General features: G+C 70.3%; 13 protein-coding genes. 9 read left to right on the top strand and 4 right to left on the bottom strand.

What is annotated here, in order from left to right; genetic code table 11:
* Positions 1-114 precede the first annotated feature (114 nt).
* Entirely contained in the window at positions 115-1,158 is a 1,044-nt protein-coding gene (locus ABT034_RS02070) for a LacI family DNA-binding transcriptional regulator (RefSeq protein ID WP_351210222.1), read from the top strand.
* On the opposite strand, the gene ABT034_RS02065 is transcribed toward ABT034_RS02070, so the two are convergent.
* The 3 genes from ABT034_RS02065 to ABT034_RS02055 are packed head-to-tail and all read right to left on the bottom strand — an operon-like array spanning position 1,142 to position 4,688.
* Positions 1,142-1,852 (bottom strand): sulfite exporter TauE/SafE family protein, encoded by a 711-nt coding sequence (locus tag ABT034_RS02065; RefSeq protein WP_351210220.1) that lies wholly within the window; start codon positions 1,850-1,852, stop codon positions 1,142-1,144. The two genes, ABT034_RS02070 and ABT034_RS02065, sit on opposite strands and share 17 nt — an antisense overlap.
* Positions 1,849-3,255, bottom strand: coding sequence for an amidohydrolase family protein (locus ABT034_RS02060; RefSeq protein WP_351210218.1), 1,407 nt, complete (start codon positions 3,253-3,255; stop codon positions 1,849-1,851). The genes ABT034_RS02065 and ABT034_RS02060 overlap by 4 nt, the downstream gene beginning before the upstream one ends.
* Positions 3,252-4,688 (bottom strand): uracil-xanthine permease family protein, encoded by a 1,437-nt coding sequence (locus ABT034_RS02055; RefSeq protein ID WP_502972773.1) that lies wholly within the window; start codon positions 4,686-4,688, stop codon positions 3,252-3,254. The genes ABT034_RS02060 and ABT034_RS02055 overlap by 4 nt, the downstream gene beginning before the upstream one ends.
* A gap of 563 nt (positions 4,689-5,251) precedes the next feature.
* On the opposite strand from ABT034_RS02055, the gene ABT034_RS02050 reads away from it, so the two are divergent.
* The 3 genes from ABT034_RS02050 to xdhC are packed head-to-tail and all read left to right on the top strand — an operon-like array spanning position 5,252 to position 9,940.
* Positions 5,252-6,712, top strand: coding sequence for a xanthine dehydrogenase small subunit (locus ABT034_RS02050; protein WP_351210216.1), 1,461 nt, complete (start codon positions 5,252-5,254; stop codon positions 6,710-6,712).
* Positions 6,712-9,129 (top strand): xanthine dehydrogenase molybdopterin binding subunit, encoded by a 2,418-nt coding sequence (xdhB, locus tag ABT034_RS02045; RefSeq protein ID WP_351210214.1) that lies wholly within the window; start codon positions 6,712-6,714, stop codon positions 9,127-9,129. The genes ABT034_RS02050 and xdhB overlap by 1 nt, the downstream gene beginning before the upstream one ends.
* 1 nt (position 9,130) lies before the next feature.
* Positions 9,131-9,940: a xanthine dehydrogenase accessory protein XdhC gene (gene xdhC / locus ABT034_RS02040; RefSeq protein WP_351210435.1), complete on the top strand. Its 810-nt coding sequence runs from the start codon at positions 9,131-9,133 to the stop codon at positions 9,938-9,940.
* 71 nt (positions 9,941-10,011) lie between these two features.
* Here the strand turns inward: xdhC and ABT034_RS02035 are convergent, their stop codons facing one another.
* A complete protein-coding gene (locus ABT034_RS02035) occupies positions 10,012-10,479 on the bottom strand; it encodes a hypothetical protein (RefSeq protein WP_351210212.1) in 468 nt (155 codons plus the stop codon).
* 403 nt (positions 10,480-10,882) lie between these two features.
* On the opposite strand from ABT034_RS02035, the gene ABT034_RS02030 reads away from it, so the two are divergent.
* From ABT034_RS02030 to ABT034_RS02010, 5 genes are all read left to right on the top strand, one after another.
* Positions 10,883-11,092 carry a hypothetical protein gene (locus ABT034_RS02030; protein WP_351210210.1) on the top strand — a complete coding sequence of 70 codons (210 nt, stop codon included), beginning with the start codon at positions 10,883-10,885 and terminating at the stop codon, positions 11,090-11,092.
* 115 nt (positions 11,093-11,207) lie between these two features.
* The gene (locus tag ABT034_RS02025) at positions 11,208-15,332 is read left to right on the top strand and encodes a GDSL-type esterase/lipase family protein (RefSeq protein ID WP_351210208.1); all 4,125 of its coding nucleotides are present in this window, start codon (positions 11,208-11,210) and stop codon (positions 15,330-15,332) included.
* A gap of 322 nt (positions 15,333-15,654) precedes the next feature.
* The gene (locus ABT034_RS02020) at positions 15,655-16,062 is read left to right on the top strand and encodes a peptidoglycan-binding domain-containing protein (RefSeq protein ID WP_351210206.1); all 408 of its coding nucleotides are present in this window, start codon (positions 15,655-15,657) and stop codon (positions 16,060-16,062) included.
* A gap of 174 nt (positions 16,063-16,236) precedes the next feature.
* Positions 16,237-16,983 (top strand): FHA domain-containing protein, encoded by a 747-nt coding sequence (locus tag ABT034_RS02015; RefSeq protein WP_351210433.1) that lies wholly within the window; start codon positions 16,237-16,239, stop codon positions 16,981-16,983.
* Entirely contained in the window at positions 16,980-18,479 is a 1,500-nt protein-coding gene (locus ABT034_RS02010) for a protein kinase domain-containing protein (protein WP_351210204.1), read from the top strand. The genes ABT034_RS02015 and ABT034_RS02010 overlap by 4 nt, the downstream gene beginning before the upstream one ends.
* Positions 18,480-18,517 lie beyond the last annotated feature (38 nt).

Genomic DNA, 18,517 nt, shown 5'->3' with positions numbered 1-18,517 from the left:
GGGGGCGCCGGATCCGGGGCCTGATCGATCGGTACGGCCGCACGGACGCCGGCCCCGGAGGGCCGGTAGGCGAAGATGGGTGCCCCGTCCTCAGCCAGCAAGGAGCGCCCCTCGATGCGAACATCCGGTCCCGGATCGCGGCCACCGACGATCGCGGACGTCGCGCGCGTCGCCGGGGTGTCGCGTACGACGGTGTCCCACGCCCTCAACGGGATCGGCAAGGTCGATCCGCGGACCAGGGAGCGCATCAGGCAGGTCGCCGCCGAGCTCGGATACCGGCCCAACCTGCGGGCCCAGCGGCTGCGCCGGGGGGAGGCGAAGGCCATCGCCCTCGCCTCCTCGATGCCGTTCGCGGTGGCCGGCGGGCCGTCGAGGCTCGGGTTCTACATGGAGATCGCCGCCGCAGCCGCGGAGAGCGCCCTGCTGCACGACTACGCACTGGTGCTCGTCCCGCCCGTGCAGTCGGGGTCCGCGCTGTACTCCGTCGACATCGACGGGGCCATCGTCGTCGAGCCGGACGTGGACGACGCGGCGGCGGCGCAGTTGAGGGAGCGGGGCCTGCCCTACGTCTCGCTCGGCCGACCGGTGTCGCCGGACGACACGTCGCCGTACGTCGATCTGCGCGGCGGTCTCGTCGCCGAGTTGCTCCTCGCTCATCTGCGCGAGCAGGGTGCCGAGCGGCCCGCGTTGATCGTCGGATCCGGTTCCCGCCACTCGTCGGTCGACGCGCTCGCCGCCTACGAGCGGGTCGCCGAGCGGTACGGCTGGGTGCCCGTCGTGGCGAGCGCCCCTGAGGCGGGCGGCGAGCAGGCCGGGTACGAACGCTGTGCCGCCCTGCTCGCCGAGCACCCCGGGACCGACGCGGTCTGCGCGCTGGTGGACGCGTTCGCGGTGGGCGCGGTGCGGGCGATCCGGGACAGCGGACGGTCCGTACCGGGCGACGTCATGGTCGTCACCCGGTACGACGGGCTGCGTGCGCGGACCTGCGAGCCGCCGCTGACCGCCGTGGACCTCCACCTGGACCGGGCGGCGGCCGACGCGGTGGAGCTGCTGATCGGCCGGCTGCGCGGCGAGAGCGCCGCCACCGCGGTGGTGACGGCGCCCGAGCCGCAGGTCATCGCGCGGGCGTCGTCGCTCCGGGTCACAGCCCGAGCATGAGCACGACCCCGGAGACCAGGGCGAAGACGAGTACGCACAGCCGCATCCTGCGCGCGTCGAGCCGGTGGTGCACCAGCCGGCTCAGCCACGCGCCGACCGCGATCACCGGCAGCAGCGCCGCCGCGAGCCCCAGGTCTCCGGGCTCGCCCTCTCCCGTCGCGAACAGCAGTGCCAGCGACGCCACTTCCCCGACGAGGAAGCAGGCCGCGACGGTCGAACGCAGCTCCGCGGGCGGCCGGTGCTGGTAGACGAGCGCGAGCGGGGGGCCGCCGACGCCGGTCGCGGTCTCCGTGAGTCCTGTCACCACGCCCGCGCCGAGGTAGGCCGTCCGGCCGGGCGCGAAGGCGGGTGCGGCAAGACTCACGACGGCGGCCAGCACCGTCGCGATGCCCACGAACAGGCCGATGCTGCGGTCCGGTATCAGCCAGAGCAGCGCGAGCCCGGCGGGTGTGGCGGCCAGCCGTGCCGCGGTGATCCAGCCCGCGCCGCGCAGGTCGATCGAGGCGCGTTCGCGCCAGGCGACGTACAGGTTGAGCGGGATCATGGCCGCCAGGACGAACACCGGGAGCAGACCGGGGTCGAGGATCCCGGCCACGGGCGCGACGATCAGGGCGAAGCCGAGACCGCTGCTGCCCTGGACGAACGCGGCGACGGCCACCGTGACGGCGAGGACGGCGAGTGCTTCCGTACTCACAGTGCGGTGCTCCGCCGCCGTGCCGCCGTGGACGTGGGGTGTACGCGGGTGATGGGCGCCTTCTCGACGGCGGCACGGGCCAGTTCGGCCGCCTGCCGCACGAGCGCGGGGCCGTCCCAGCCGGTGGGGCGGCCGCGCCAGAGGCGCAGCTGTCCGGCGACGAACACGGCGGTGATCTGGTCGCGGTTGCCCCGGCGCACCAGCTCCCACGGCACGTCCCAGGAGAGCGCGGTCTCGGGGGCGGTGAGGTCGACGAGGAGGAAGTCGGCGGCCAGGCCCTCGGCGACGGTGCCGGTGCGCGCGCCGAGGCCGACCGCGTCGGCGCCGCCGGCGGTGGCGTGTTCGAGCCAGGTCCAGCCGGCGCCGCACGACGAGTCGCCGGTGGCGAGACCGTAGGCGATCCGCTGGGCGAACTCGGCCGCGTCCGCGAGCCGGAATCCGTCGCCGCGGGTGCCGTCGGTGCCGAGCCCGAAGCGGATGCCGCGCTCGGCCATGGCGGTGGCCGGTGCGACGGCGTTTCCCTTCCAGGCGCTGGCCACCGGGTTGTAGCTGACGGCGGTCCCGGTGTCGGCGAGCAGGGTCAGTTCGCGGGGGGTGAGCAGGGTGGCGTGGGCGGCGAGCAGTTGGGGGCCGAGCGCGCCGATCCGGTGCAGGTGCTCGAGCGGGCGCAGTCCGTGCCGTACGAGGGAGCGCTCGACACCGGCCAGGTGCTCGTTGACGTGGATCTGGACGATCGCCCCGGCTTCCGCGGCGAGACGTGCGGTGCGGTGAAGCGTCGTGGGAGTGGCCGCTTCGGGGATGGAGACGGCGAGCGAGGGGTGGACCAGGGGGTCGCCGTCGTACCGGGCGAGGTGTTTCTCTGCGTTCTCGAGGACGGCGGTGGTGCGCGCCGTGTCCTCGGTGTCGTCGGCGGCGTCGTTGCAGACGAGGCCGAGCACGCAGCGGATTCCGGCGTCGCGAGCGGCCGACGCGACGACGTCGACGTCCACGGCAGCGCGCGTACCGGCGTCGGTCACGGTGGTGAAGCCGCCGCGCAGGGCCTCCAACGCCGCCAGTTTGGCCGCGACATAGGCCGATTCCTCGTCAAGGGCCCCTTCCAGCGGAACCCAGACCCTGCGGAAGATCTCCGACGGCTCCCCGAAGGCGAGGGCGGAGCCGAAGCTCTGGGTCAGATGATGGTGGGCGTCGACGAAGCCGGGCATCAGGAGATGGCCGGGCAACCGTACGGCGCCGAGCTGAGGATGCGTACGCGCCAGTTCCTCGGCTGGTCCGACGGCGCGGAAGGAGCCGTCGGCGACGACCACCGCGTATCCGTCGGCGGGTCCTTCCGGCAGCAGCACGGCGTCGGGTACGAGGAGGAGCGGGCCGGGGGATTCGAGGGGCTCGCGGGTGAGCTGGTTCATCGGTCGCTTTCCGTGCGGACGGGGGTGGGCCGGGCGGCGACGCGCGGCCTGACGTGGTGGAACAGGATGTTGAGGACGGCGGCGACGAACGCGCCGACGGCGACGCCGCTTTCGAGGAGGATGCGGGCGTTCGGCGGGAAGCCGGCGTACACGCCGGGGATGAGGATCGGCAGCAGGCCGAGCGCCAGGGCGACGGCGCAGATGAACGTGCTGGTGTGCTTGTCGAGGTCGGAGCGGCCGAGCATCTGCACGCCGAGCACGGTGATCACCGCGAAGACGACCATGGCCGTGCCGCCGACCACGGCGGACGGGACGACGCTGATCGCGTGGGTCACCGGGGCGAGGAATCCGATGACGATGAGGACCACACCGGCGGCGGCGGTGACGAAGCGGCTGCGGACGCCGGTGACCCGGACGATGCCGATGTTCTCGCCGCTGGTCACCATCAGCGGCAGTCCGAAGAACCCGCCGAAGAGCGAGGTCAGCGCATCACCGCGGACGGTCTTGGGGACGTCGGTGCGCGGGTCGATCTCCTTGCCGACGGCCTCGGCGTTGATGACCGTCTGGCCGGTGGCCTCCGCCATGGAGGCGAGGCTGTAGAGCATCAGCGGCAGCGCGGCGATCAGGCTGAACTGGGGTGAGCCGAAGGGCATCAGCTGCGGCAGGCTGACCAGACCGCCCTCGCCGCCGTCGAGGGCGAAGCGGCCCAGGAACGCGGCGAGCACGGTGCCGGCGACCAGGCCGAGCATCACGGCGAGCTGCCGCAGGATTCCGGTGAACAGCAGATAGAAGACGACGGTGAACCCGATCGTCGCCATGCCGAGCGCCAGGTTCGTCGTGTCCGCGAACCCGGGCTGGCCGGGCCGGCCGGTGACGAGGACCGCGCCCACCTTCACCAGGTTGACCCCGACGATGACGATCATGGTGCCGATGACCAGGGCGGGGAAGAACCTGAGCAGCCGTGAGAAGACCGGCAGGACGACGAAGTAGAAGGCCGCGGTGAGGATGACCGCGCCGGTGGCGGTGCGCAGGCCGTGCTGCTCGGCGATGGCGATGAACAGGATGAGCGGCGCGCCGCCGGGCAGCATCACGAACGGCAGCCGGGGACCGAACTTCCACGGTCCGAGAGACTGGATCAGCGACCCGACGCCGGAGAGCACGAACGCCGCGGAGAGCAGATTGACCGTCAGGCCGGGGTCGAGGCGGAGGGTGGCACTCATCAGGAAGATCGCCGAGATGGGGGTGGCGGCCATGACGAGGACGTGCTGGATCCCGAAGAGGATGATCCGCCCGAGCGGGCGTGACTCGTCGACGGGGTGGACGGCGGAGTGGCCGACGGGGTGCCGGGCTTCGTCGTGAGCGGCGGGGGGTGGGGTGGGCCCCGGCGTCGGTGGTTGTTCCGTGCCGGGTGCGGGCTGGCGGTGACTGGACACGTTCGAGCTCCATTCGGGCGTGAGGCATGCTCGGACATCAGCCGCGATCCGGCCCCGAACGGAGGGCCAAATCGATTTGGCCAAATCGATTTGGCCGTCAGTATGGAGAGACCTCACGACGTCGTCAAGGGCTGCGGGGCGCCCTGTCCGAGGGCGTCAGGCGGCTCTTGACCTCCCTGACGGCAGCCACTAACTTGCCGTAGACGCCCGACCCATGGCTCTCGAAAGGAGGCGACCAGCCGATGTCCACCCACTCTGATCTTGGTCGCCTCGCCGAGTGCACCGCCTGGGTTCCGGGGCGCATCGCGCACGGTTGCTGAACGCGCCCCTTCTCCTGTGCCCCTCCGCGGCACATTCCGGATTTCCCGGTACTCCGGTTTCCCCTCCGTGGCACATTCCGGCTCTCCCGGTACTCCGGTTTCCCCTCCCCCTCTCGCGGCGCCCCGCTGTGGCGTGCCGCTCTGCGCCCGCTCCTCGCACGTGGCGCGCCTCAACGAAGAGAGCTGTCCGAAAGTGACGAAGATGATGAATCGACGGATCGCGCACCGAAACGAAGGTCTGTCGTGACAGCGGCGCGCATCACGGTCAACGGAAACGAAGCACCGATCGCTCCGGCCGCGGCTCACACCACGGCCCTCGACTTCCTGCGCGAGCGTGGCCTCACCGGTACGAAGGAGGGCTGCGCCGAGGGCGAGTGCGGCGCCTGTTCGGTCCTCGTGGCCCGACCCGGGACGGACAAGCCCACGGACTGGGTGGCGGTCAACGCCTGCCTGATCCCGGTCGCCGCCCTCGACGGTCAGGAGATCGTCACCTCCGAGGGGCTCGCCACCGCCGGCGAAGCCGGTACGCCGGGCACGCTCCACCCGGTACAGGAGGAGATGGCCGTCCGCGGCGGCTCCCAATGCGGTTACTGCACACCGGGATTCGTCTGCAGCATGGCCGCCGAGTACTACCGGCCCGGCCGCTGCGCGCACCAGGACCCGGCCGACGGCACCGACCCCGAGCACGGTCCGAACGGGTTCGATCTGCACGCGCTGAGTGGAAACCTGTGCCGCTGCACCGGCTACCGCCCCATTCGCGATGCCGCGTTCGCCGTCGGTACGCCCACCGAGGACGACCCCCTCGCGCGGCGTCGCGAGCTGTCCCCGCCCGAACCGGCGGCCACCGCGTACTCCCAGGACGGAAGCGTGTTCCTGCGCAGGAGCACCCTGGCCGAGACACTGCGGGTGCTGCGTGAGCGGCCCGAGGCGGTGGTGGTCGCCGGCTCCACCGACTGGGGCGTGGAGGTGAACATCCGCTCCCGCCGGGCGGATTGCGTGATCGCCGTCGACCGGCTGCCCGAACTGCGGGAGCTGCGCGTCGGATCCGACTCCGTCGAGATCGGGGCGGCGCTGACGCTCACCGAGATCGAACGCCGCCTCGACGGCCGGGTCCCGCTCCTCGCCGAGCTGTTCCCGCTGTTCGCGTCACGGCTCATCCGCAACAGCGCGACGCTCGGCGGCAATCTGGGGACCGGTTCCCCCATCGGTGACAGCCCACCGGTGCTGCTCGCCCTTGAGGCGTCGGTGGTGCTCGCCGACGCCGACGGCGAGCGCGAGGTTCCCCTTTCCGACTACTTCACCGGCTACCGGCAGAGCGTGCGCCGTCCCGGCGAGCTGATCCGTGCGGTACGCGTCCCCCTGCCGCTGTCGCCGGTCACGGCCTTCCACAAGATCGCCAAGCGGCGCTTCGACGACATCTCCAGCGTGGCGGTCGCCTTCGCCCTCGACGTCGAGGACGGGATCGTCCGGAAGGCCCGCATCGGCCTGGGCGGCGTGGCCGCCACCCCGATCCGTGCCCTCTCCACCGAGGCGGCCCTGGAGGGCAGGCCGTGGACGGCGGAAACCGCCGAAGCCGCGGCGCCGGTACTGCGGGCGGAGGGCACGCCGATGGACGATCACCGCGCCAGCGCCGCCTACCGCTCCGCGATGCTGGGCCAGAGCCTGCTGAAGCTGTACGCGCGAACCACCGAGGCGGTCTCCTGATGAGCCAGCTGTCCCAGCGCCCCGAGAAGCCCGTCGTCGGCGTCTCGATGCCGCACGAGAGTGCCCACCTGCACGTCACGGGCACCGCGCTCTACACCGACGACCTGGTCCATCGCACCAAGGACGTGCTGCACGCCTACCCGGTCCAGGTCATGAAGGCGCACGGAAGGATCACCAGGCTGGACACCGGCCGCGCGCTCGCCGTCCCCGGTGTGGTCCGCGTGCTGACCGGTGCCGACGTGCCCGGTGTCAACGACGCCGGGATGAAGCACGACGAACCCCTCTTCCCCGACACGGTCATGTTTTACGGCCACGCGGTCGCCTGGGTGCTCGGCGAGACCGTGGAGGCGGCGCGGCTCGGTGCGGCGGCCGTCGAGGTGGAACTCGACGAGCGGCCCTCCCTGATCGCGCTGCGGGACGCGATCGCGGCCGGCAGCTTCCACGGTGCCCGGCCCGTGATGCGGACCGGTGACGTCGATGCCGGCTTCGCCGACTCCGCGCACGTGTTCACGGGCGAGTTCCAGTTCTCCGATCAGGAGCACTTCTATCTCGAGACGCACACGGCGCTGGCCCTCGTCGACGAGAACGGGCAGATGTTCGTCCAGAGCAGTACCCAGCATCCTTCGGAGACTCAGGAGATCGTCGCCCACGTGCTGGGTCTGCGCAGTCACGAGGTGACCGTGCAGTGCCTGCGGATGGGTGGCGGCTTCGGCGGCAAGGAGATGCAGCCGCACGGTTTCGCGGCCGTCGCCGCACTCGGCGCCAGGCTGACCGGCCGGCCGGTCCGGGTACGGCTCAACAGGACCCAGGACCTGACCATGTCCGGCAAGCGGCACGGGTTCCACGCCGAGTGGAAGATCGGTTTCGACACCGACGGCCGCATCCAGGCCCTGGACGCCACCCTGACCGCCGACGGCGGCTGGAGCCTTGACCTGTCCGAGCCGGTGGTCGCCCGTGCGCTGTGCCACATCGACAACACGTACTGGATCCCCAACGCCCGCGTCGCCGGCCGCATCGCCAGGACGAACAAGGTCTCGAACACCGCCTTCCGCGGTTTCGGCGGGCCGCAGGGCATGCTGGTGATCGAGGACATCATGGGCAGGTGCGCGCCGCGGCTCGGCCTGGACCCGATGGAGCTGCGCGAGCGCAACTTCTACCGGCCGGGGCAGGGCCAGACCACGCCGTACGGGCAGCCGGTCACGCACGCCGACCGGATCTCCACCGTCTGGCAGCAGGTCAAGGCCGACGGCGGCCTCGCCGACCGGCAGCGTGAGATCGCGGCGTTCAACGCCGCGCACCCGCACACCAAGCGTGGCCTCGCGCTCACCGGGATCAAGTTCGGCATCTCGTTCAACCTCACCGCCTTCAACCAGGGCGGCGCGCTTGTGCTGATCTACAAGGACGGCTCGGTCCTGATCAACCACGGCGGTACCGAGATGGGCCAGGGCCTGCACACCAAGATGCTGCAGGTGGCCGCGACCACCCTGGGTATCCCGCTGCACAAGGTGCGGCTGGCCCCGACACGTACCGACAAGGTGCCCAACACCTCCGCCACCGCGGCCAGTGCCGGGGCCGACCTCAACGGCGCGGCGGTGAAGAACGCCTGCGAGCAGTTGCGCGAACGGCTGCTGCGGGTGGCCGCGACGCAGCTGGGTGTGAACGCATCGGACGTGCGCGTCGTCGAGGGCGTCGCGCGCGCACTGGGCAGCGACGAGGAGCTGGCCTGGGACGACCTGGTGCGCACCGCGTACTTCCAGCGGGTGCAGTTGTCGGCGGCCGGCTTCTACCGGACCGAGGGTCTGCACTGGGACGCCAAGGCCTTCCAGGGCTCACCGTTCAAGTACTTCTCCTACGGCGCCGCCGCGGCCGAGGTGGAGGTGGACGGCTTCACCGGCGCGTACCGCATCCGGCGGGTCGACATCGTGCACGACGTCGGTGACAGCCTCTCCCCGCTGATCGACATCGGTCAGGTCGAGGGCGGCTTCGTGCAGGGCGCGGGCTGGCTGACGCTCGAGGACCTGCGCTGGGACACCGGTGACGGGCCGCACCGCGGCCGGCTGCTGACCCAGGCGGCGAGTACGTACAAACTGCCGAGCTTCTCGGAGATGCCCGAGGAGTTCCACGTCCGGCTCCTCGAGAACGCCACCGAGGAAGGGGCGGTCTACGGGTCCAAGGCGGTGGGTGAGCCTCCGCTGATGCTGGCGTTCTCGGTACGCGAGGCGCTACGGCAGGCCGCCGCGGCGTTCGGGTCCGCCGGTGTCGGCGTGGAACTCGCCTCGCCCGCCACGCCGGAAGCGGTGTACTGGGCGATCCAGGCGGCTCGCCGGGCCGATCCTTCCCCGAACGGTCACGCTCGCGCAGGGTTCGTCACCGGGGCGGGGACGCGAACCGGGGCAGAAGCGCCGGTCGGTGCCTGACATGACCTGGGTCGGCGCGGTCGCACGGCTGCGGGCACGCCGGGAGGCCGGCGTGCTGGTGACCGTCGCGACCGTGCGCGGCCACGCCCCTCGTGACGCCGGCGCGAAACTCGTCGTGGGGCGGACCGAGACGTGGGGCTCGATCGGCGGCGGCAACGTCGAGGCGGTCGCCATCGACCGGGCCCGGGAGATGATCGTCGCGTCCACGCCCGAACCGGAGCTGATCGATTTCGCCCTGAACGACAAGGTGACCAACCGGCACGGCGTCCAGTGCTGCGGCGGCACGGTCTCGGTGCTGCTCGAACCGCTTCCGGTGGTACGGGCGGTGGCGATCTTCGGCGTCGGACACGTCGGTCTCGAACTGGCGCGCATCCTGGCCCGTCAGGACCTCGACCTCCATCTGGTCGACAGCCGCTCGGACGTCCTCGCCGAGGAGCGGCTCGCCGTCCTCTCGGACGCGGTGGCGGGGGTACGGGTTCACCACACACCGCTGCTGCCCGAGGAGGTCCTGGAGGAGTTGCCGCGCGGTACCCACGTCCTGATCATGACCCATGACCACGCCGAGGACGCCGCTCTGTGCGACGCCGCCCTGCGGACGCCCCACCTCGGCTCCATCGGGCTGATCGGGTCGGCGGCCAAGTGGGGGCGGTTCCGCAAGCGCCTCCTCCTGGAGGGTGGTCACGACGGGGCCGCCGTCGACCGGATCAAGACCCCGATCGGGCTGGCCGACATCACGGGCAAGGAACCCGCGACGATCGCCGTGAGCGTCGCGGCCGACCTGCTGCGTACTTTCGAGAGCGAGGAGGACTGAGGAGAGCGCGGCGATCGAGCGACCCCCGATCCCCATGACCACAACCGGGTCATGGGGACCGACCGGGTGACCTACTTGACGAGGGTCACCCAATAGGGGTCGGTGTCCTGCCACACGCGGTGGACCTGAAGCTTGGGCAGGCCGCAGCTACCGGACCCGAACCAGGCTTCATCGATCCACACGTCCTGGCCGAGGTGGTTGGTCAGGGTGATGTACGAGGCGGAGGTGGGGGATCCGCTGGAGGTGTTGTAGGGCAGGCATCCGCGGAAGCTGTGGCCGCCGGAGTAGGAGCCGCTGTAGGAGATGTGGTGGGTGCGGCCGTTGTTGAGGAGCCGCTGGATCCGCATGGTCTGGTTGAAGCCGGAGCCGGTCTGGTAGCGAGGGGTTTCCGCACTGGGGATGGACGTGTAGTAGTACACGCACACGGTCCCGGGCTTGCAGCCCCAGACGGTGCTGCTGCCTGCCTGAGCGGAGGACGTGAGGCCAAGGGCGAGGGTGGCGGCGGCCAGAGCGGTGCCTATGATGCTGCGCTTGCGCATGGCGAGGGGTGTTTCCTTTCGTGCGGCTCCCGGCGGAGCGTCGGTGTCGTTGCGTCTTCAGGGGCGTGCTCGGGCCGTGACTTCATGGGCGAGTCCTAGATGTCCAGGATGTCGGCCCGGGTCTTGCCGTCGAGCACGAAGCCCCGGACGGCGTGGCCGTCGTCACGGATGCGGTGGCCTTTGAACTCGGCGTCGGGGTCTGCGAACCCGACCCCCGCCTCCGTCGCGGCCCGCCTCGTCTGCGTAGATGAAGAACAAGTTCAGGGGCACCATCGTCGTACCGAGGGCGGCACACCGCTACCTACAACGTTTCAGGTTCCCTACCTCCTCCCACTGAGCGAGGGTCTCCTCGTGGAACTCCGCAGGATCTTCTCGGTCTTGGCTGCCGGGGCCGAGCGACAACGTGGATGGCACGCACTTCCAGAAAGACGTCAGCGGCGCCGGGCTGCACAGCCTCCTGCATCACAGCACGTACTCGCCTCCTGGCACCTCCAAGGAGGTCGACTGTCGTGTCCTCGGCCTCGACATCCCCGAGGGCGATCGCATCGAGTCGTGGTTCGGAGACGAACCGAACTCATCCCGCTTCGACGAGTCGAAGCGCGGCTTCGCCTGACCGGCCACCAGTCCTGAGGGGGACAGCGTACGGCTGTCCCCCTGAGGACCTTTCGCTGCTCGAAGTCAAGCTGATGGAAAGGAGACCGACGGTGAGAAACCGGTCGACAAGACGGGTGAGAGGCCCCGTCCTGGTCGCCGCCGCGAGCCTGCTCGCGGCCGGGCCGCTCATCGAACAGGCCGTGGCGGCGCCGCCGCCGAGCCCGAAGCCGCCGAAGGCCGCCGTCTCCGGCGAGCAGGACCCGGCGCAGAGCACCGGCAAGAACGCGGGGTCGGACCGCATACCCGCGTCCCAGCGGCGCTCCGTCCTCGGCGACGGCTACACCAAGTCGCCCGACCTGGCCTGGGACACCTCGTCCGACGCCGCCGGCTTCCACCTCCTCGTCGCGGACGAGAAGAGCGGATACGCGTGGCGGACCGCCGCCTCCCTGTCCGAACCCGGCATCGACACGGACATGTGGATCGGCAACGCCTGCCTGGCCGACGCCACGCACGCCGTGGTCACCTATGCGCCGCGGACGTTCACCAACGAACCGCGGCTGATGGCCCGGGGCGCCTTCGCCGCCACCGTCGACCTCGGCACCGGCAAGGTGACCAAGCTCGGCCACACCGCGTCCCTGGCGCACTTCTCCCCCGGCTGCGGAGCCGACGGCCAGGCGGTGCTGTCGCAGTTCTCCGACGAGACGACATCGAAGAAGAACGAGACCCGTCTCATCCCGGTCGACGCCCGCACCGGCAAGACGGGGAAGCCGCTCACCCTCGCGGGCCAGGTGACGTCCGCCGTACCGGTCAACGACGGGTGGGTCGCGGCCGACGGCAACCGGCTCGTGAAGATCGACAAGAGGGGTCAGCGGAGGACGGTTGCCGCCACCGGGCAGACTCCCTTCCAGCTCACCGCCGACTCCGACGGCGGCGTGACCTTCCTCGACCGCACCCGGGCCGCCGGCAAGCAGACCGCGAAGGGCCAGGTGAAGCGGATCGGCGCAGACCGGATCAGCGGAAAGTCCCGGTCCACGAGCGAGGCGCCGACACTGGTCGAGGGCGACCTGACCGCCCTCGATCTGTCCCGCACCGCGACCGGCACCGTCGTCGTCACCGGCCGCGCGCAGAGCAAGGGCAAGCTCCCGGCCGCGGTGAAGAACCCTGGCGGGATCGGCAAGGACGCCCGCGTCTCCACCCATGGGCACGCTGCGGTGAACGCGGTGTGGGCCGATGCCGTAGACCCGCGCGGCAAGTCCCCGGAGCAGCTCGGCTCCCGCCCCGCACGGGTCGACCTGACCCACCTCGTCACGGGCGAGAAGACGGTGTTCGAGGTGACGCCGGAAACGGAGGAGGCGACGGGGGAGACGGAGCCGCGGGGTGCTTCGGCCCCCTCGCCCGTCCTGACTCAGCCGCAAGCCAAGACGGCATCGTCGTCGACGGCGGCGGCGGCGGTCCAGACCCTGTCGATCGGCGAACCCGAGTCGGTCCGCACCTGCGCGGTCGAGCGCGGCAATCCGGAACTCCAGGCGATGCAGCCCCGGCCCCGGCAGGTGGAATGGGCGGTCGACCAGGCCATCACCGGCACGCTCGACCAGGGCGCCTCACGCCCGGCCGACTGGAACAACACCGGTCTGCCCGCGTACAGCCCACAGGCCCTCGCCGGCGGGCTCACCGCGATCCGCTCGCCGTTCGCCAACCGGCGCATCCCCTCACAGATCATGCTCGGGATCACCGCGCAGGAGTCGAACATGTGGCAGGCCACCCGGTACGCGGCACCGGGCATGATGGCCAATCCGCTGATCGGCAACTACTACGGCATCGAGTACGACCCGAGCGGTACGACCGAGGACGTCTGGAACATCGACTGGACCAAGGCCGACTGCGGTTACGGCGTCACCCAGGTCACCGACGGCATGCGGCTCCCCGGGAAGGAGAAGCCGGGCGAGACGGCCAAGTCTCCGCTGGCACAGAAGGCGGTCGCGCTCGACTACGCCGCGAACATCGCCTTCGGCGTCAACATCCTCGCCGAGAAGTGGAACCAGGTCTACGCCGCCGGAATGCAGGTCAACAACGGTGACCCGCTGAACATCGAGAACTGGACCATGGCGTTGTGGGCGTACAACAGCGGATTCCATCTGGAGTCGGATGCGGGCGACAACGCCGGCCAGTGGGGGCTGGGCTGGACCAACAACCCGGCGATGCCCTGGTACAAGGCGAACCGGCCGCCGTTCCTGGAGAAGCAGGAGCTGGTCTGCGGCACCATGTCGTGCTCCACCGCCTACAGCGACGACTACTCGCATGCCGCACATCCGCAGGACTGGCCGTACCAGGAGAAGGTGATCGGCTGGGCCGCCCGCCCGCTCTCCGCCATGGACGCGCCCGGCGAGTACATCGCCGGCTACCGTGCCGCGTGGTGGACCACCAGCGAGAACCGGTCCAAGGCGAAGCCGCCGGTGGACACCTTCTGCGACGCCTCGAACTCCTGCGACCCGGCCCTGATCGAGTCGGCGGACGAGCACGACGAATCCACCTCACCCTGCCTGCGCCGCTCCGACTTCCGCTGCTGGTGGACGAAGGACGTGCAGTGGAAGGACTGCTCCAAGAGCGAATGCGGCTATGAGCTGTTGCGGTTCGATCCCGGCTACGCACCGCAGCCGAACGGCGCCGCGCACCCCAACCGCTGCACCGCGGGCCTGCCGAGCGGCACGGTCGTCGTCGACAACCTCGCGCAGGGACAGCAGATAGCGTCCACACCCGAACGCTTCTGCCAGGGCAGCGCCTCCTCCGCCGGGCAGTTCTCCTTCTCCTTCAGCGGCAGCACCGACCCCGCCCGGATGGATGTGCACCAGTTGTCCGGGGGCTATCTGAACCACATCTGGTTCTCCCACACGGCCCCGTCGCACAGTTGGTCCACGGCGGTGACCGGCACCTGGACCGCACCGGACAGCGTGCGGGGCTGGTACCGGGTCCTGGTGCACATGCCGAGCGTCTCCGCCCGCTCCCAGCAGGCGAAGTACACCGTCTACGGGACGAACACCAGCTCGCCGCACCGGGTGGCGCCACAGCCCGTCAAGCGCAACGAGTGGCGTTCCCTGGGCGCGTTCAACTTCACCTCCCGCGCGCAGGTGTCCCTGTCGAACGTGACCTTCGAGGGCTCCGAGAAGAACGTCCCCATCGCCTGGGACGCCGTCGCCTTCCAGCCGCTCGGCGCCAAGCCGTACCACGTGGTCGGCATGGGTGACTCCTACGCCTCCGGAGAGGGCGCGTCGGTGGACGGCGGGTTGAGCTACCTCCCGGAGACGGACTACGAGGAGGAGTGGGGGTCGGGCAAGCTGCGCAACACCTGCCACCGCTCGAAGAACGCGTGGGTCCGGGAGGCGAAGCTCCCGGGCAAGTCGCAGAGCGTCGGTGGGATCACCGACGCCCTCGGCTCCGTCGAGCTGTCCTTCGTCGCCTGCTCCGGTGCCCGCACCTACCACGTGAAGACGGGCGGCCTCTGGCAGGGCACCTCGCTGCCCCAGATGGACCTCGGCTACCTCGACCAGAACACCGACCTGGTCACCTTGTCCATCGGCGGCAACGACGCCCGGTTCTCCGATCTGTTCACGGAGTGCGTGACCGGCGGTACCGCCGTGGAGTGGTTCGAAGGGGATTTCGATCCGGAATCGGCGTGGCACTGCAAGGACGGAGAACTCGACTCGATCAACCCGGACACCGGGAAGCCGATCAAAACGGACACCGGGGACACGGTCCCCACCTCGAACCTGGAGACCTACGTTCCGGCCTGGATCGACGACTCGGTCGGGCCGCGCGTCACGGCGGTCCTGCGGCAGATCAAGGAGCGCGCCCCGAACGCCAGGGTCGTTCTCATGGGCTACCCCGCCCTGCTGTCCCAGAGCGACAAGACCTGCATGGACGGCGGAACCGTGGAGGTGTGGAACCCGGCACTGGGCATCCACGTTCCCATCGAGCTGGGCCTGCACGGCGATGAGCAGGACTGGCTGAACAACACGCTCGCCCCCCGGCTCTCCGACCGTATGCGCCAGGCCGCGCAGGACGCCGGAGCGGATTTCATCAACCCCGACTCGTACTTCACGGGCCGTCGCATCTGTGACACCGACCAGGCGATCTGGGGCCTGGAGGTGCTCAGCGAAGGCGCGGCGCGGGCGGACGGCACGCCCCTGATGAAGTCGTTCCACCCCAAGACCACAGGCGCGGCCCTCTACGCGCGGGCCCTGGAGGACGGACTGAACTCATAGCCATCAGGGACGCAGAGCCTCCGAAGGGGTAGTCCTTCGGAGGCTCTCCCAGGGTCCCTGCCCTGCCCCTGCTCGCCGTGCTCACCGTGCTCACCGCACTGGCGCTCGCGTTCACGCTGCTGGCCACGGCACCCCCGGCGCGTGCGCACGCGGCCAAGGGCAGCTGGGCCGCACTACTTCGGGAGTGCGACCTTCGGGGCCGGCAAGAAGACGAGCCTCTCCTACAACCACTCGACCGGCTACCGGCGATTCTCCGACCACTGCGGTTCCGGCGAATACGTGTACCTCACCCATTCGTGACGTCAAGCAGAAAGAGACACCCATGAGACTCGCCACCGCACGCCGACGGACCGTCGGAATCGCCATCGCGTCGCTCATCGCCCTGACCGGCACCGTCACCGCCACCGGTGAAGCCGAGGCTGCGGCGTACCCGTGCTCCGTCTACCACGACGACACGGGCCGACACTACAGCGGCTACTACACCGGTAGTACCGTTCAGCCGTCCTCGACGCAGGTGACGGCTGCGGGCAAGGAAGCGCAATGCCTGCTCAAGTACTTCGGACACGACCCGGGCACCGTTGACGGGATCTTCGGCAGCAAGTCCCGGGCCGCGGCGAAGAGGGCTCAGGAGATCGCCAACTCCAAGTGCCGCGCCGGTCTCGTCGTGGATGGACTGATCGGTCCGAAGAGCTGGCCGTACCTGCGCTTCGAGGCATGCTCCAGGGCGTGATCTCCAGGACTGTCCTGAACTCCTGACCGCTCGACCGGGGCGTGGCCTCCGAAGGACCGACGGGCCCTTCGGAGGCCGCGCCGCATGCACAAGGGTTCGAACCCGCTCGGCGATGTCACTACGCTTCGACTGATCGATCGACCGAGAGTCGAATCAGGGCAGGGGGAGCGGCTCATGTACAGCATCGTCGTCGTGCCACCACCGGGCACAGCACAGGACGAACAGTTCCGGCTCGCACCGGGCGAACGTCTGCGGTTCGGACGGTCGGTCAACGCGGACGGACGCGACCTCGTCATTGCCCATGAGGGCGTCCCCAGAGTCGCTGGTGAGATCACGGCGTTCCCAGCCTATTGGCTGCTGAGCAACCTCAGCGACGACCAGACGTACGTGGTGGAGAACCCGGAGGGCGCGGGCGAACACCTCAAGGTCGCGCCCGGTCGCGTCGAGGCGCCGGTCCCGTTCGAGTTCTCCCGCATCGTGCTGCCCGCGGCCGGCGACCTGCTCGCGTTCGACGTGTGGGCACCACGCCACACCTTCCGCAACGCCGGCCGAGACGGGCTGTCCGGCGCCGCCACCGCGCCGGCCTTCGCCCTCGACCACACCAAGCGCTACTTCGCGGTACTGGTCGCCCTCTGCGAACCCCGCCTGCGCGGCGAACCTCACGCCGTCCTGCCCGGGGTGGAGCAGCTCGTGGAACGGCTGAGCCCCGTCTGGCCGGGCGTCACCCGTTCAGCCGTCTACTGGAACATCGACTACCTCGCCGTCAAGCTGCGGCTGCGGCCCGCCCCTCACGAGACGGAGGTCGGGCGCAGAACCAACGGCAAGAAGGAAACGCTGGTATCGCTGGCTCTCAGGTTCGACCTGGTTCGCGAAGACGATCTCGTGGTCCTCGCCGCAGCCCCCAAGAGGTCGGCCCGATGACCGGACACCCCGAAGGCGCGGACCCGATCACCGTCGACAAGGGCTACCGCATCGGGCCGTGGCAGGTGCGTGAACGACTGGCGTCCGGGGCCTTCGCCACGGTCTACGCGGCCCGCAGGACCTTGGGAGACGCGCCAGATACGCCGGGCGGGGACAACGTTCCGCGGCAGGTGGCGCTGAAGATCCTGCCCACCGGCACCCGTACTCCGCGCCAGCTGCGCCACCTTCGCGAACTGGCCGAGCGTGAGGTCGACGTACTCAAGCGACTCCGCACCCCGCGGCTGATCCGCATGTTCGACACGCTGACCGTCGACGACGCGGACCACCCCGAACTGGATGGCGCGACCGTCCTCGTACTCGAACGGGCCGACACATCCCTGGCCGCGCTCCTGGAACGTACGCCCGTCCCGGCCACGGGACCCGCCCTCCTCGCCCAGATCTGCGAAGGGCTGCACCAGCTCCACCACGCGGGCTGGGTGCACGGCGATCTGAAGCCGGCGAACGTGCTGCTGATGGACGACGGATCGGTCAGGCTGGCCGATTTCAACATGGCTGCCGAGATGGAGGGGACACACGCCTACGCCCCTGCCTTCTCGACGCCCGACTACACCCCGCCCGAACTGCTCTGGCCCGAGCTCACCGAGCGGGGCACACTGATCCGGCCGACCGCCGACATCTGGGCCTTCGGCGTCCTGGCCCACCAGGTGCTCACCGGCTGCCACCCTCTGCCCGGCACGACTCCCCAGGCGCGCAGCGAGGCCGCGGAACGCTACGCCCGGGGTACGGAGGAACTGAGGCTGGCCCCTGAACTGCCACCGCTCTGGCGAAAGATCATCACAACGTGTCTGGCCCGCGCCCAAAGCCGGCGGGGCACCGCTAAGGCACTGCTCCGCGAAGTCGAGGAGGCCGCAGGCGCCGCCCGATCCGCCCGCCTGCCACGCCTGCGCCCCAGCCTTGCTCAACGGCACCCGGCCGCCGCGGCACTGCTCGCCGTCACCCTCCTCCTCACCACGGCCACAGCCGTCAGCGCTCATCGCCACGTCACGCGCCACGACGGCACGCCCGTGTACGAGGCTCTGCCCCGCGACAAGGCCTTCCCTACCGGGCCCGACGGGCAAGTCGTCTACGGCTACCACCGCTGCCCGGAGGACGCCCTCTGCTTCTTCAGCGGGCACAACGGCACCGGTGACCTATGCGTCTGGCACGGAGACGACCCCGACTGGCAGGCCGGCGAGGACATCTGCTCCTGGGCCGGCACCAACCCCGTGCGGTCGATCTTCAACAACATCGGCGGTGACCGAAGCGCCGTGGCCTACTTCCGGGGCGCTGACTACCAGCCCGCCGACGCGGACCGACGCCGACTGGCACAACGTACCGGCTGCAGCCCCGAGAACAGCATGGGCAACCTGGCGGGAACCTACGCCCCCCGGTCGCACAGGCTGATCAAGAGCTGCTCCTCCTTCACGACACTCAAGGAATTCTTCGTTCCCTGGTGACGGGCGCGCCGGGGACCGTCGAGGCCCTGGCGCGTCTT

The sequence above is a fragment of the Streptomyces sp. NPDC002773 genome, assembly GCF_040295605.1.
Lineage (GTDB): Bacteria > Actinomycetota > Actinomycetes > Streptomycetales > Streptomycetaceae > Streptomyces.
This window is presented reverse-complemented; position numbering and strand designations above follow the sequence as displayed.